We start from the raw sequence: 13,962 nt of genomic DNA on the forward strand, positions 1-13,962 counted from the left end.
GGAGCATACGCTCCGTATGTCAATTGACATACGAAGCGTATGTCACCGGAGGCGGTCGTGGCTAAACGGGCAGAAATGGTCGAGGAATCGAAAGGCAAACTGGTGAAAGCGGCGCGGCGCGCCTTTGCCACCAAAGGCTATGCGGCGGCTTCGATGGATGACCTAACGTCCGACGCCGGGCTGACGCGAGGCGCCCTCTATCACAACTTCGGAGACAAGAAGGGACTACTGCAGGCCGTCATCGACCAGATCGATGGGGAAATGCTGGCGCGGATGCGTATCGCACAGGCCAAGGCGAAGACCCCCTGGGAGGCGTTTCTGGACGAGGGTGTCGCCTACATCGAGATGGCCCTTGAGCCGGAAATCCAGCGGATCATGCTGCTGGATGGGCCGGCCGTGCTCGGCGATCCGTCGCAATGGCCGAACCAGACCGCATGCCTGCGCACCACCACCGAGACGATCGAAACGCTTATCCAAAACGGCACGGTCAAGCCGGTGGACGCCGAAGCCGCTGCCCGCCTGGTAAACGGCGCGGCCCTCAATGCCGCGCTCTGGATCGCGGCGGCGGACGATCCGAAGGCCGTTTTCGCAAAAGCCGTGGACGCATTCCGGACGCTTGTAGCCGGCCTGCGGCGTTCGCAGGCCTGAGTTGAAGGATTACAGGAGACCGAGTCTCTTCAGTTCAGCCGCCATCTCCACCGGCATATCGGCGGTATCGCCGCTCGACAGATCCGGCGGGGCACGCTCGGGGTCGAGATAGCGCCAGCCCTGGAAGGCCTTGCAGGCGCGCGGTGCGGTCTGGATCAGGGTGCGCTTGAGCTTGATGCGGCAGAACTTCTTGCCGCTCTCCTCGTCGAAATCGTCCTCGAAGCCGATCAGCTCCTGGCGGACGCGGATGACGCCGCGGATCACCCAGTAGAGCGAGCCGCCCAGCAGGTCCTCGCCTCGTCGCGGCGAGTTGCGCGTGTAGACCCAATGCGGCGAGCGCGCCGTCTGCCGGCGCTCCTTGCGCCGGGCCGCCTGGACCTTCTTCATGTGGGCAAGATCGTCGACGCCGACCGCGAGCTTGATGAGATGCAACGCCATCGCTTGCGCTTAGTACGCCGGACACCCCTTGCTCAAGCGCCGGCTATCCACAGCGTGACCTTCCCGCCACAGCCTGCGAGAATTGCAGACCGGGCGTCAGACTCCACATTGTTTGCACAATCCGCGCTCTACTGTCCGGTCGCTTTATCGCGAGGGTTCTTATGAATCGGTCGACGCTGGCTGCCTTGGTTGTGGCCCTGATGCTGGGTTCTGGCATTGCGGGTTATCTGATCGGGAGGCCGGGCGATTCGGTCGACCGCCCCGCACCAACCCGCACCGCGACGACGACCACGACGCCTCCGGCCGCGGCACCTGCCGCTCCGCCGACGGCGGCCGCTCCTCCCGCCACACCCACCGTCACGCCCTCCGTCACGCCCACCCAGGCCGGCAACCCATCGGCCGCGCCGACGCCGATCGCACAGCCGCCGGCGCTGCCCTCTGATCCTTTCACTTTCCGTCGCGTCGGGGTCGATTCCTCCCGCTCGGAAGCGGAAGCCTGCCTTGCCTTCAACAAGCCGCTCGCCGGCGGCGACGTTAAGTATGGCGACTTCATCCGCGTCGAGCCCGAGGCGAAGACGGCGTTGCGCACCGTCGACGACCGGCTGTGCATCGCGGGCCTGACCTACGGCCAGGACTACACCGTGAAATTGCTGGCGGGCTTCCCTGGCAGCAACGGCGAGAAGCTGCGCGAGGAGCAGAGCGTCAGCGTGGCGCTGGGCGCCCGCCCCGCCGTCGTGAACCTGCCCGGCAAAGGCTTCATCCTGCCGCGCGGTAGTGCCGCCGGCCTGCCCGTCACCACCATCAACGTCTCCAAGGTCGGCATCTCGGTCTATCGCGTGAACGAGCGCGGCATCGATCGCTTTTCGTCCGACCGCGCCTATGACGTGTCGTTCCCCGGTTCCGAGCCGATCACCGAGACGTGGTCGCTGCGCAGCTGGCTGAACGGCAACAACGGCGCCGAGCAATGGACCGGCACGATGGAAGTGCGCAACGCGCCCAACCAGGCCGTCGTCACCGCCTTCCCAATCCGCGAGACGATCAAGGACTGGAAGCCCGGCGCCTACTTCGTCGTGGTGTGGAACGCCGCCAAGCCGCCGTCGCGCGACTATGACGACGACGAGACGATGACCGGCGCCGCCGCCGGCATGTGGGTGATCGACACCGACATCGGCCTGACATCCTTCAGTGGCGACGACGGCCTCAACGTCTTCGCGCGCTCGCTCCAGACCGCCCAGCCGATGGCGGGCATCGAGGTCACCGTCCTGTCGCGCGGCAACGAGCCGATCGGCAAGATGGTCACCGGCGCCGACGGCCGCGCCTCGTTTGCCGCCGGCTTGCTCAAAGGCACGGGCGCGGCCGAAGCGGTCGCGGTCATGGCGCAGGATCCCGCCAAGAAGGAATTCGCGCGCCTCGAACTCACCAAGGCGGCCTTCGATCTCTCCGACCGTGGCGTCGATGGACGGGCGCAGCCCGGCCCGGTCGATGCCTTCCTCTACACCGAGCGCGGCATCTATCGCCCCGGCGAGACCGTGCAGCTCATGGCGCTGATGCGCGACGACGCGGCCAATGCGCTCTCGAACCTGCCCGTCACCCTGATCGTGAAGCGCCCCGACGGCAGCGAGTTCACGCGCTTCACCCATGCCCTGCAGGGCTCGGGCGCCGTCTCGCAGGCGATCGACCTGCCGAAATCCTCGCGCCGCGGCCGCTGGTCGGTCGCCGCCCATATCGATCCCAAGGGCGCGCCCGTCGGCCGGGTCGAGTTCTCTGTCGAGGATTTCGTCCCGGAGAAGCTCAAGATCGAGCTGACCTCCGAGCAGGAGATCATCAAGCCCGGCACCGTGAACAAGTTCGGCCTCTCGGCCGACTTCCTCTACGGCGCGCCGGCCTCCGACCTGCCCGTCGAGGGCGACATGCGCATCACGGTCGACGACACGCCCTTCCCCGCCTTCGCCAAGTACCGGTTTGGCCCCGAGGAAGCGCGCCAGAAATTCGAGCCGCCGTTCATCGAGCTGAAGGGCGAAGATACCGACCAGGCGGGCAAGTCGCGCCTCGAATGGGCCGGCAGCCTCGCCAATGACACGGTCCTGCCGTTGCGGGCCTCCGTGCAGGCCCGCGTCTTCGAGCCGGGTGGCGGCCGTGCGACCAAGACCGACAAGGTCGTGCCGGTCCGCACGCGCGACACCTATCTCGGCGTCGCGTCCACTTTCGACGGCCGCTATTCCCGCGAAGGGTTTGACACCGAGTTCGACCTGATCGCCGTCGACGGCAGCGGCAAGCAGATCGCGCGCCCGTCGGTCGAGTACCGCATCGAGCGCATCGTCTTTGCCTATCAATGGTACCAGGTCGATGGCCGCTGGCGCTGGCAGTCGATCCAGAACATCCGCCTCGTCACCTCCGAGAAGGTGACGTTGAAGGCCGACGCTCCTGTCCGCCTGTCGCAGCGTCTCGACTGGGGGCAGTACAAGCTCACCGTCGTCGACAACGACGCCAACACCACGACCAGCCTCACCTTCTATGTCGGCTGGTACGGCGGCGATTCGACCGAGGAAGCGCCCGACACGCTGCGCGTCGCCAGCGACCGGCAGAACTATGCGCCGGGTGACAATGCCCGCCTGCGCATCGAGGCGCCCTTCGCCGGCGAGGCGTTGATCGCCGTCGCCACCGACCGCATCGTCTCGACCCAGTCGGTGCAGGTGCCGGCGGGCGGCGCGACCGTCGAGATCCCGGTGAAGGCCGAATGGGGCGCCGGCGCCTATGCGCTGGTCACTGCCTGGCGGCCGCTGTCCGCACCCGCGGAACGCACGCCCACGCGCGCGATAGGCGCCACATGGCTCGGCCTCAATCCGGCCCTGCGCACGCTCGCCGTCCAGATCGGCACGCCGGAAAAGATCACCCCGCGCCAGCGCATCGACGTGCCGGTGAAGGTGTCCAACCTGCAGGCCGGCCAGGACGCGTTCGTGACCTTGGCCGCGGTCGACGAGGGCATCCTCCAGCTCACGCGCTACAAGACGCCCAATCCGGCCGACTACTATTTCGGCAAGCGCCGGCTCGGCGTTTCCATGCGCGACGATTACGGCCGCCTGCTCGACACGCGCGCCGATGAACTCGGCCGCATCCGGGCTGGCGGCGACGCCGGCGAGATCGGCGGTCTCGACCTCGTGCCGACACGCACCGTGGCGCTGTTCAGCGGACCGGTGAAACTCGACGCCAATGGCGAAGCGAAGATCGGCCTCGATATCCCCGACTTCATCGGCCAGCTCCGGCTGATGGCGGTCGCCTACGACAAGACCCGCGTCGGCTCGGGCGAACAGCGCCTGTTCGTGCGCGACGCCGTCACCGCCGACGCCGTGCTGCCGCGCTTCCTCGCGCCGAAGGACATCGGAAGGGTGGCGCTGTCGCTGCACAATGTCGATGGCCAGGCGGGCGACTACCGCGTGACGTTGACCGCCACCGGCTCGGTCTCGCTCGAGCGTTCGGTCAGCGAGACCAAGCGGCTGGCCGCCAACCAGCGCGAGCTGCTGACCTGGCCGCTACGGGCCGGCGACGCCGGCTTCGGCAAGGTCACCGTCGCCGTCCAGGGTCCCGGCAACTTCAATGTCCAGCGCGAATGGGACATCCAGGTGCGGCCGGCGCAGACGCCCAGCGCGGTCGACACGGTCGCGCGCCTGGGACCGGGCAACGAAGCCACGGTCGACCGCAACGTGATCGCGGCCTTCGCGCCCGGCACGGCGCAGGTCAGCACCTCGCTGACCCGCATCCCCGGCATCGACGTCGCGGGGCTGCTGCGCTCGCTCGACAAGTATCCGTTCGGCTGCATCGAGCAGACGACCAGCCGCGCCATGCCGCTGCTCTACTACAATGACGTGGCGCTGCTCGGGTACGGCCCGACCGACCCGCGCATCAACGACCGCGTGCAGGACGCCATCTATCGGATCGTCGACATGCAGCTGGCCGACGGCTCGTTCGGCATGTGGGGTCCCTTCTCCACCCCGGCCGCCGAATGGCTGCAGACCTACGTGCTGGACTTCCTGGTCCGCGCCAACCAGCAGCAGATGGCGGTGCCGTCGGCGTCGCTGCAGCGGGCCCTGGGCTGGCTCAACAGGACCGCCGACAAGTTCTCGCCCAACGCCCAGGCCTATGCCTGGTACGTGCTGGCGAAGTCCGGCTACGCCGATCCCGGCCGTGTCCGCTACTTCCAGGACACGAAGGCGTCGGAGATGAAGGGCGGCATCGCCTGGGCGATGCTGGCCGCGGCGCTGAACCAGGTGGGTGAGCCGGGCCGCGCCCGTCTCGCCTTCGCCTCGGCGCGCCAGAAGATCGACGAGCGCGATCCGTCCGACTATTACGGCTCGCCGCTGCGCAATCGCGCCGCCCTCGTGACCCTGGCGGTCGAGGCAGGCGGTCGCGACGGCCTGACCGAGATGACGAACCTCGTGGGCGATCGTCTCGCCGCATCGATCGGCCTGACCACCACGCAGGAACAGGCGTGGCTGGTGATGGCCGCGCGCGCGATGAGCGGCAGCGCCCAGCTCAGCTACTCGGTCGATGGCCAGCAGCGTCAGGCGGCGACCGAGCCGGTGACGATCAACCCCGACGCGGCGGCGCTCGCCCGCGGCCTGAAACTGCGCAACGACAGTGATCGTCCGATCTGGATGCAGGTGACGGCGCGCGGCGTGCCGCTCGATCCGCAGCCCGCGGCCACTTCCGGCATCAGCGTCCAGCGCGAGTATTTCAAGCTGAACGGCGAGACCAGTACGCTCGCCCGTGTCCGGCAGAACGAGCGCTTCATCGTCTCGATCTCCGGCCGCAACCTGGAGGGCGGCTACCATGAGGTGGCGCTGCTCGACCTGCTGCCGGCCGGCTTCGAGATCGAATCGGTGCTGAACGAAGAGACGGTGAAGTCTTTCCCGTTCCTCACCGACTTGACCGAGACCCGCGTTTCCGAAGCCCGCGACGACCGCTTCTTCGCGTCCTTCAACATGGGCACGCGGCCTTATCTGACCTGGTGGGATTCCTCTGCCAAGAACCCGAACTCCTATCATGTCGCCTACATCGTGCGCGCCGTGACGCCCGGCACCTACGCGGTGCCCGCGACCAACGTCTCGGACATGTACGCGCCGCGGATCTTCGGACGGACCGGGATGCGCTCGCTCACGATCCTGCCGCCGGAGACGAAGTAGCCGGCATGCGCTTCAAGCGCCTCCTCGCGGGCCTTGCCGTCGTCGCCACGACCGTGGCAGCGACGGGGCTGGCGCTCGACCACGCCTTCCCACCCGACCTGACGCGCTATCAGGACCGGTCGACGGAGGTCGTCGACGCCAACGGCCGCCTGTTGCGCGCCTTCACGACGGCGGATGGCAAGTGGCGGCTGAAGGCGACGGTCGACGAGGTCGATCCGCTCTATCTCGGCCTGCTCAAGGCCTACGAGGATCGCCGCTTCGACGATCATTGGGGCGTCGATCCCTTTGCCGCGCTACGGGCGGCATGGCAGCTCGCCGAGCGCGGCCGCATCGTCTCAGGCGCGTCGACGATTTCGATGCAGGCGGCCCGCCTGCTCGACCCCAGGCCGCGCAGCTTCACGACCAAGGCGATCCAGTCGGCGCGCGCGCTGCAACTGGAGTGGCGTTACTCCAAGTTCGAAATACTGGCGATCTACCTCACGCTCGCCCCGATGGGCGGCAACCTCGAAGGCGTGCGCGCAGCCTCACTTGCCTATTTCGGCAAGGAGCCGCGCCAGCTCAGTGCCGCCGAAGCCGCACTCCTCGTGGCTATCCCGCAGTCGCCGGAGCGGCGGCGTCCCGATCGCGCTTCCGCCGTCGCGCAGGCCGCGCGCGACCGCGTGCTGGAGCGCGGCCTCGAGCATGGCGTGATCGACGCGCCCCTGCTCGCCATGGCACGCAGCCGTCCCGCGCCCGACCGCCGCCTCGCTCTGCCAATGCAGGCGCCGCATCTCTCGGCCTGGCTGGCCAGCCAGTCGCCGGGCGCCGTGGTGCCGACCACCGTGCGCTATGAGTTGCAGCAGTCGCTGGGCCAGCTCGTGCGCGAGGAGCGCCGGGCCTTCGGCGACGGCGCCGAGATCGCGATGGTCGCGCTCGACAACCGGACCGGCGGCGTCGTGGCCTGGCTGGGCGGTGACAATTTCTTCGGTCGCGCCGGACAGGTCGATCTCGTGCGCGCCCGCCGCTCGCCGGGCTCGGCGCTAAAGCCGCTGATCTACGCCATGGCGTTCGACGATCGCACGCTCCATCCCGAGACGCTGGTCGAGGACGTGCCGGTACGCTTCCGCGACTGGCTGCCACGCAATTTCGACCGCGACCATCAGGGCGCCGTCACCGTGCGCCGCGCGCTGCAGCAGTCTCTGAACGTGCCGGCCGTGCTGGCGCTGGAGAAGGTCGGCCCGCAGCGCTTCCTCTCCACCCTGCGCACCGCTGGCGTTTCCCCCGGCCTGCCGCCGGGCGACAACGGTAATTCGCTGGGCGTGGCGCTCGGCAGCGCCACCGTGTCGCCGCTCGAGATGGCCGGGCTCTATGCCGGCCTCGCCAACGGCGGCACCTTCGCGCCCCCGCAGGTCCGCCGCGACCGGCCCAAGCCCGACGCCCTGCGCCTCGTGGGCCCGACCGCAGCCTGGTATGTCTCCGACGTGCTGGCCGAAGCGCCTTTACCCGAAGGCTTCGCGTCGCTGCCCGTGGCGCTGCGCGACCGCCGCATCGCCTTCAAGACCGGCACCTCCGCCGGCTATCGCGACGCTTGGGCCGCCGGCTACAGCGCCAACTGGACGGTGGTCGTCTGGGTCGGACATGCCGACGGCACGCCCCGCCCCGGCCAGCTCGGGCGGCTCTCGGCGCTGCCTGTCCTGCTCAAGGCGTTCGGTCGCCTGCCGGGCGAGGACAATCGCGCGATCCGCCCGCCGGCCGATGCGATCAAGGTCGCCTCCCATCGTGAACTGCCGCCGCGCATGCGCACGCTTGCGCCCTATGCGGAGACGAACGGTGGCCCGCGCATCGCCTATCCGCCGGCCGATGCCCGCATCGAGCTCGCTGCACGCGAGGCCGTGCCGCTGAACGCGATGGGTGGCCAGGGCCGCCTGCGCTGGCTGGTCGACGGCCGCCCGCTCGACGGCAACCAGTGGGTGCCCGACAACGCCGGCACTGTGCGTCTCGCCGTCGTCGATGAGGCCGGACGATCCACCGCGGTGACGGTCAGGATCGTTCAGCGGCAGTAGCTGCGATCAGACGGCGAAAGCCAGAGCGACCGATCCGACGAGCAGCAGCGAGAACGCCACGTTGATGATTCGGTTGGTGCGCGGATCGCGGAAGAAGCGCGTGAGCGCCGCACCCGCCAGCAGCCAGGCGACATTCACCAGGGCAATGACGACCGTCAGCAGGACAAGTTTCAGCGCCACGTCCGCGCCGAGGCGCCCCGGCAGCAGGGTGAAGCCCGAATAGAGCGCCGCCATCGCGACATAGCCCTTGGGATTGACCAACGACAACAGCAGGCCCGCGGTCAAAGTGGGTGGCGCGCTGCGCCCGCCCTCTTCCGACAGAGGCGGGGCGTTGGCGATGCGCCAGGCGAGCCACAGGAAATAAAGCGCCGCCAGGATCGCCACGACCGGCGCGACACCAGGAACCGCCAGCAGCAGCCCGACCATGCCGCTTGCCACCAGCGCCATCACGGCGACCATACCCAGCACGATCCCCACGAGATACGCGAGGCCACGTCGCGCGCCGAAGGCGGCGCCGGCGGCAGCAAGACTGAGGGTCGCCGGGCCGGGGCTGCCGGCCAGCGCGATCGCCGCGATCAGGAAACCGGGAAGAGCATCCATGCCGGCGATTTGACGCCGGACATGGAACTCCGTCTTGAACGTTCGTGAGGCTTCCGCAAGCGAAACGGAATTCTTGTCATCCTGAGCGCAGCGAAGGATCTCACGCCAGCGACAGACTCCTTTGATCGCTGTGCCAGGTCCTTCGCTGCGCTCAGGACGACATTGAGAAGTCGTCCTACGCAGCCACCTTCGCCTTGAGCGCCTGCGCCACCTTGGAGGCGGGCTCGCGGCCCAGCGCCGTGCAGATCTCGCGGCCGGCCTTGGCGATGGCGTCGAGATCGACGCCGTGTTCGATGCCGAGACCGTTCAGAAGATAGATCACGTCTTCGGTACCGACATTGCCTGATGCGCCCTTGGCGTAAGGGCAACCGCCGAGGCCTGCAACCGCGGTGTCGAACACGGCAATGCCGCGCTCCATGACGGCCAGGATATTGGCCAGCGACTGGCCGTAGGTGTCGTGGAAGTGCGCGGCGATCTTTTCGCGCGGCATCTTCTCCGCCACGGCGTCGATCATGGCGACGCATTCGCCCGGCGTGCCGACGCCGATCGTGTCGCCGAGCGAGACCTCGTAGCAGCCCATGCGGAACAGGCGGTCCGACACTTCGGCGACCTTCGCGGGCGAGACCTTGCCGTCATAGGGACAGGCGATCACGGTCGAGACGTAGCCGCGCACCTTCATGCCGTGCTTCTGCGCGGCTTCCATCACCGGCGCGAAGCGCTCGAAGCTCTCGTCGATCGAGCAGTTGGTGTTCTTGCGGCAGAAGGCTTCCGAAGCCGCGGTGAAGATCGCGATCTCGCCGACATTGGCCTCGACAGCGCCGTTCATGCCCTGCTTGTTGGGCACCAGCACCGGATAGCTCACGCCCGCCTTGCGCTGGATACGCGCCATCACCTGGTCGGTGTTGGCCATCTGCGGCACCCACTTGGGCGACACGAAGCTGCCGGCCTCGACCGCCGAATGACCGGCGGCGGAAAGCGCGTCGATCAGGGCCACCTTGGCTTCGACCGGCACCGGCTTCGCTTCGTTCTGCAGCCCATCGCGCGGCCCGACTTCGACGAGCCGCACGCGCTTGGGGTGATTCATGGTTACCTCCCGTTACTGGCGCCACATACTGCACCAGCGGGAAGCCCGCCAGACAGGAATTTCGCCGTTACGGCGTCTGCGAAATATGCGCGGTGCGATCGTGTCCGGGATGGCTGAACATGATCTCCAGGGTGCGCAGATAGGTATGCAGGCCGGCGTCCTGGATCGGCAGGACGTGGGCGTCCGCACCCGATTCGTTGTGATGCGAATGCCAGTAGCCGGGCGGCGTGATGAAGCTGGCGCCGGGCGCCCAGTCCTCGCGGCGGCCGTTCTTGATCATGCCGGACTCGTCGAGCTCGGTGCCGATCATCGTGTAGCAGCCCGGTTTGCAGTCGATCACGAAGTCCAGCGCCACCGACTCGTGGCGGTGCGGGTACTGCACCGCATCCTTCGGCAGGAGGCCGAACATCGTCCACATCGTGTGGGTGATGGTGCGGGTGGCTGGAAAGTTCTTGTTGGCCAGCAGGACGCTGACGCGATTGGCGTTCGCCGTCTTCGGATTGGTCGCGATCTCGTCGAGCTTCTGCTGCGCCTTGCCGTGCTGATAGAAGGTGGGCTTGAAGCGCGCGACCGTCGGCGCCGCGCCGAGATAGCGCAGCAGCGGTGCGTCATGCACCCAGTAGAGCCCCGCCTCGCCGTCGGAATGATGCATCGCATGGCCGTGCGCCGGCAGGACCATGTAGTCGCCCTGCGACCAGTGGATGGTCTCGCCGCACGCGTCCGTGCGGCCATTGCCGCGGTACACGAAGAAAACCTGGCTGGTCGCCTCGGCCGAGGTCATCAGCGAGCCGCGCACGATGCGGATGAAGTTGGCGCAGAGGGCCGGGCTACTCGCCGGCCCGACGATCCCCAGTTCGTCGCTGACATCGAGCGGCTGAACGCGCGTCGGGCCCTCGTCGAAGAAGGACGGCGAGAAGGTCCGGTAGGGCACCGGCGGGATGATGCCCTGGCTGATCGGATTGGCGGCCGAGCTGTAATCGAAATACTGCGCGTCGCTCGTCAACAGGTCGTAATTGGGGAAACTCTCGATACCAGCCACAAAGACCTCCTCGTCTGGAATCCACGTAGGACTCGGTCCATTCAGGACCAGGACAGTCTTGTAGCCTCGCCGTATTTCAAATCCACGAAGTCATGCGGTCGCGGGTTTGACCTAGACCACCGTCTCCTTGAGCTTGCCTCCGCGCTTCAGCACGAAGGCGACGGCCGCCAGCGCCAGCACGGTGAAGGCGATCAATAGCGTCGCCACGGCGGTGATGGTGGGGTTCACCTCGAGGATCAGTTCGTTGAACATCTTCTTCGGCACGGTCTCGTACTTGCCGGCAATGAACGAGGTCACGATCACCTCGTCGAAGCTGCCGATGAAGGCGAAGATCCAGGCCGCAAAGACGGACGGCGCCAGGTTGGGCAGCACGACCTTGCGCATCGTGTAGCCCCAGGAGGCGCCGAGGCTCCAGGCCACCTGCTCGATCCGCTGATCGAACTCGCGGATCGCCACGCCCAGCACCATCATCACCAGTGGCACGTTGAGCAGCGTATGGGCGATCACGAGCCCCACCAGCGAGCCCAGCAGGCCGACCTTGGCGAAGGCAAGATAGAGAGCGATGGCCACGATGATGGTGGGCACGATCAGCGGCGCCATGAAGTTGCCTTCGGCCCAGTCGCGCCCCTTGAAGCTGCCGCGACGCAGTCCGTAAGCCGCCAGCCCACCCAGGACCAGTGCCGCCACCGAGGAGATCGCCGCGACAAAGACCGAGGTCCACATCGCCTCCATCCAGCGCGAATCGCCGAAGAAGGTCTCGTACCAGCGCAGCGACAGGCTGGGCGGCGGGAACGTCAGTGCTCGCGCCGAGGAGAAGGACATCGGGATCACGATGAGCAGCGGCACCGTCAGGAAGACGAGCCCGAAGATGCCCATCGCAGCCAGGCCGCGCCGCGCCCAGATCGAGCCGCCGATCGTCTCGCGGTTCATGCCGAGGCCTTGCGATCGAGGCGGCGATAGGCCGCGAAGATCGCCAGCGTCACGATCAGCAGGATCGTCGAGATCGCCGAGGCCTGCTCCCAGCGCGGGATCTGGTTGATCAGCGTGTCGAGCAGGTTGGAGATCATCGGCACCCTGCCGCCACCCAGGATCGCGGGCGTCACGTAGAAGCCGAGACAGAGAATGAAGACCAATAGCGCCCCCGCGGCCAGGGCCGGCAGGGTGAGCGGGAAATAGACCTTCCAGAAGATGGTACGCGGCGGCGCACCCAGCGAGGCCGCGGCCTGCAGCAGGCGATCGTCGATGCGCAGCATGGCGGCGAACAGCGGCAGCACGAGGAACGGCAGCAGCACGTTGGCCATGCCGATCGTCACGCCCAACTCATTATAGAGGAAGGAGACCGGCGCGTCGGTAAGCCCGCTCCACTGCAGGGCGCGGTTCACGATGCCGCCGTTGCCCAGCACGACGATCCAAGCGTAGGTCCGGACGAGGATCGACACCCAGAACGGCAGCACGACCAGCGCCAGCGCGATCATGCGGCCGCGGCTGCCGAGCCCGCGCATCCAGTGCGCCAGCGGATAACCGATGATGATGTTGGCGATGGTCGCGATCAGCGCGATACGCATCGTGTTGCCCAGCACGCGCAGATAGACCGGCGCCTCGAGCAGACCTTCATAGTGTTCGAGCGTGAAGCCCCGCCCCTTCTCCCAGAAGGCGAGGCCCAGCATGTAGACGATGGGCGCGTTGAAGGCGACGACCATCAGCACCAGCAGCGGCGCGATGAAGGAGAAGCCGTTGGCGCGCACTACTCCTCTCCTCCCCATTCAAATGGGGAAGTGGCGCGGTAATCCGCGACGAAGGGGTCATGAGCACCACGAGCGATGCCTATGACCCCTCCGTCGGCGTAAGACGCCGACACCTCCCCATTTGAATGGGGAGGCGTGCGATTCACCGCCTTCGTCATCACAGGCTGAGCTTGAAGGCTTCCCACTTCTTGTTAACGGCCTCGCCGTTGGCCGCCCACCATTCGGCGTTCTGGAACCACTGGATCGACTTGTTCTGCTTGCTCGACGGGAACTCCGAGAGCTTGTCCTTGGGCAGCAGCGCGTCGAGCTCGGGGCTCGGGCCGGTGTAGGAGATCACCGTCGCCGCCTTCGCCTGGTTTTCCGGCAGCGACATCTCGTGCATCAGCTTGTAGGCCGCCGCCCGATCCTCGGGCTTGGAGCCCTTCACGATCGAGAAGTAGGACAGGTCGGCCATGCCGCCCTCGAAGTTGCACCCGAAGGCGGGATCGCCGACGACGCGGCCCGACCAGCAGATCACGTACTGGACTTCGTTGTCCTTCATGAGCTGCGGCGGCTGAGCGCCCGCCTTCCACCAGACGGCGATGTCCTTCTTGATCTCGTTCAGCTTCTTGAAGCCGGTCTCGACGTCGAGTGGGAACAGCTTGTCGGCCGGCACGCCGGTCGCCATGACGGCGAACGGCAGGCTGTAGTGCGGGAAGTCCGGCAGGCAGCGCTTGCCCGGGAAGGCCTTGGTGTCGAAGAACTCGGTCCAGTTCTTCGGCGCCTTGGCGCCGGCGCGCCACGCCATGATCGTCGAGAAGTATTGATAGCCGAAGCCGTACTCGTTCTTGGCCTCGGGAAACATCGGCGCGGGATTGACGGCCGCCCAGTCGATCGGCTCGATCAGCTTCAGGTTACGCGCCTGCACCAGCGTGCCCGAGCCGATTTCCATCAGCACGGTGCTGGTCTGGCCGCTTTCGACCAGCGCCCGCAGCTTGCCCAGCGAATTCGGGCTCTCGCGGATGACCTTGATGCCGGTCTTCTTGGTGAACGGCTCGATATAGCCGACCTCGATCGACTCACCGGACTTGCCGCCCGACTCGATCATGCGGATTTCCTTGACCTGCGCACGCGCGGTCCCGGACAGGAGGCTCACGGCCGGCAGAGCGGCGGCCGCACCGACGAAAGTACGTCTCTTCATTTCGAT

10 protein-coding genes are annotated in these 13,962 nt (G+C 67.2%); 3 read left to right on the forward strand and 7 right to left on the reverse strand.

Translation table 11 applies throughout. The features are described from left to right. Nucleotides 1-75 precede the first annotated feature (75 nt). Nucleotides 76-648, forward strand: a complete 573-nt coding sequence (locus AC1RP5_RS14725; RefSeq protein ID WP_493113367.1) for a TetR/AcrR family transcriptional regulator — start codon at nt 76-78, stop codon at nt 646-648. A gap of 9 nt (nt 649-657) precedes the next feature. On the opposite strand, the gene AC1RP5_RS14730 is transcribed toward AC1RP5_RS14725, so the two are convergent. Further along, nucleotides 658-1,086 (reverse strand): DUF1489 family protein, encoded by a 429-nt coding sequence (locus AC1RP5_RS14730; RefSeq protein WP_493111661.1) that lies wholly within the window; start codon nt 1,084-1,086, stop codon nt 658-660. A 161-nt stretch (nt 1,087-1,247) separates the two neighbouring features. Here AC1RP5_RS14730 and AC1RP5_RS14735 point away from each other — a divergent pair, with 161 nt between their 5' ends. Next, nucleotides 1,248-6,266, forward strand: a complete 5,019-nt coding sequence (locus AC1RP5_RS14735; RefSeq protein ID WP_493111663.1) for an alpha-2-macroglobulin family protein — start codon at nt 1,248-1,250, stop codon at nt 6,264-6,266. A 5-nt stretch (nt 6,267-6,271) separates the two neighbouring features. After that, the gene (pbpC, locus tag AC1RP5_RS14740) at nt 6,272-8,308 is read left to right on the forward strand and encodes a penicillin-binding protein 1C (RefSeq protein WP_493111664.1); all 2,037 of its coding nucleotides are present in this window, start codon (nt 6,272-6,274) and stop codon (nt 8,306-8,308) included. 6 nt (nt 8,309-8,314) lie between these two features. On the opposite strand, the gene AC1RP5_RS14745 is transcribed toward pbpC, so the two are convergent. The 6 genes from AC1RP5_RS14745 to AC1RP5_RS14770 form a co-directional block, all read right to left on the reverse strand. Continuing rightward, nucleotides 8,315-8,908 carry a LysE family translocator gene (locus AC1RP5_RS14745; protein WP_493111666.1) on the reverse strand — a complete coding sequence of 198 codons (594 nt, stop codon included), beginning with the start codon at nt 8,906-8,908 and terminating at the stop codon, nt 8,315-8,317. 175 nt (nt 8,909-9,083) lie between these two features. Continuing rightward, nucleotides 9,084-9,992: a hydroxymethylglutaryl-CoA lyase gene (locus AC1RP5_RS14750; RefSeq protein WP_493111668.1), complete on the reverse strand. Its 909-nt coding sequence runs from the start codon at nt 9,990-9,992 to the stop codon at nt 9,084-9,086. Between the two features lie 67 nt (nt 9,993-10,059). Further along, nucleotides 10,060-11,031: a hypothetical protein gene (locus AC1RP5_RS14755; RefSeq protein ID WP_493111670.1), complete on the reverse strand. Its 972-nt coding sequence runs from the start codon at nt 11,029-11,031 to the stop codon at nt 10,060-10,062. A gap of 111 nt (nt 11,032-11,142) precedes the next feature. Next, nucleotides 11,143-11,961: an ABC transporter permease gene (locus AC1RP5_RS14760; RefSeq protein ID WP_493111672.1), complete on the reverse strand. Its 819-nt coding sequence runs from the start codon at nt 11,959-11,961 to the stop codon at nt 11,143-11,145. Continuing rightward, nucleotides 11,958-12,776 carry an ABC transporter permease gene (locus AC1RP5_RS14765; protein WP_493111674.1) on the reverse strand — a complete coding sequence of 273 codons (819 nt, stop codon included), beginning with the start codon at nt 12,774-12,776 and terminating at the stop codon, nt 11,958-11,960. Before AC1RP5_RS14765 ends, AC1RP5_RS14760 begins: the two co-directional genes overlap by 4 nt. Nucleotides 12,777-12,933: 157 nt before the next feature. Beyond that, the gene (locus tag AC1RP5_RS14770) at nt 12,934-13,956 is read right to left on the reverse strand and encodes an extracellular solute-binding protein (protein ID WP_493111676.1); all 1,023 of its coding nucleotides are present in this window, start codon (nt 13,954-13,956) and stop codon (nt 12,934-12,936) included. Nucleotides 13,957-13,962 lie beyond the last annotated feature (6 nt).

The organism is Reyranella sp. GW821-FHT12G01 (assembly GCF_058806575.1).

Bases quoted from the DNA above. Each gene is read 5' to 3' on its own strand.
- AC1RP5_RS14725 (WP_493113367.1), top strand. From the start codon at position 76: ATGGTCGAGGAATCGAAAGGCAAACTGGTGAAAGCGGCGCGGCGCGCC.
- AC1RP5_RS14730 (WP_493111661.1), bottom strand. From the start codon at position 1,086: ATGGCGTTGCATCTCATCAAGCTCGCGGTCGGCGTCGACGATCTTGCC.
- AC1RP5_RS14735 (WP_493111663.1), top strand. From the start codon at position 1,248: ATGAATCGGTCGACGCTGGCTGCCTTGGTTGTGGCCCTGATGCTGGGT.
- pbpC (WP_493111664.1), top strand. From the start codon at position 6,272: ATGCGCTTCAAGCGCCTCCTCGCGGGCCTTGCCGTCGTCGCCACGACC.
- AC1RP5_RS14745 (WP_493111666.1), bottom strand. From the start codon at position 8,908: ATGGATGCTCTTCCCGGTTTCCTGATCGCGGCGATCGCGCTGGCCGGC.
- AC1RP5_RS14750 (WP_493111668.1), bottom strand. From the start codon at position 9,992: ATGAATCACCCCAAGCGCGTGCGGCTCGTCGAAGTCGGGCCGCGCGAT.
- AC1RP5_RS14760 (WP_493111672.1), bottom strand. From the start codon at position 11,961: ATGAACCGCGAGACGATCGGCGGCTCGATCTGGGCGCGGCGCGGCCTG.
- AC1RP5_RS14770 (WP_493111676.1), bottom strand. From the start codon at position 13,956: ATGAAGAGACGTACTTTCGTCGGTGCGGCCGCCGCTCTGCCGGCCGTG.